This window comes from Micromonospora sp. DT231 (assembly GCF_049847025.1).
Classification (GTDB): domain Bacteria; phylum Actinomycetota; class Actinomycetes; order Mycobacteriales; family Micromonosporaceae; genus Micromonospora.
Genome location: NZ_JBNCNO010000043.1, coordinates 1 through 581 on the forward strand (window position 1 = coordinate 1; position 581 = coordinate 581).

Consider the following 581-nt stretch of genomic DNA (forward strand, 5'->3'; position numbering starts at 1 on the left):
GATGCGGTGCGGGCGGGTGAGCGTGCGGGTGTGGATCGGTGGTTGGAGGTTGGCCCGGACGCGGTGTTAGCCGCGTTGCTACCCGGGTGTTTGACTGCTGACCCGGTGGTTATCGCCGCGACCGGCCGCCGCCCCCGGACCACCACCCCCACGGCCACCGGCCAGCACGACGCCACCGAAAACACCACCCCCACGGCAACCGCCCCCGCGGCGACCACCGTTCAGCGGGATCGCGATGAGGTGGTCACTCTCATCACCGCCGCTGCCCAACTGTTCGTGACCGGGACCCCGGTCGCGTGGGATGCGATCGTTCCGGCACCGGATGTGGAGTCGATTCCGGCGGCGCCGACGTACCCGTTCCAACGGGAACGGTTCTGGTTGGCTCCTAGTCCCGTGGTCGGGGATGCGTCGGCGTTCGGGTTGCGGCCGGTCACTCATCCGTTGTTGTCCGCCGCCGTGACCGTCGGCGAGCACCTGGTCCTGACCGGGCGGTTGACGGCCGCGACGACAGCGTGGTTGGGCGAGCACGTCATCGCCGGGACCCCGATCCTGCCCGGGACCGGGTTCGTTGATCTGGCCAT

General features: G+C 69.9%; 1 protein-coding gene. It reads left to right on the forward strand.

All coding sequences use genetic code 11. The features are described 5' to 3' along the window. Positions 1-105 precede the first annotated feature (105 nt). Positions 106-581, forward strand: a 476-nt coding sequence (locus ACPXBU_RS34830) for a hypothetical protein (protein WP_425761400.1), incomplete at its 3' end; no start/stop codon positions are given.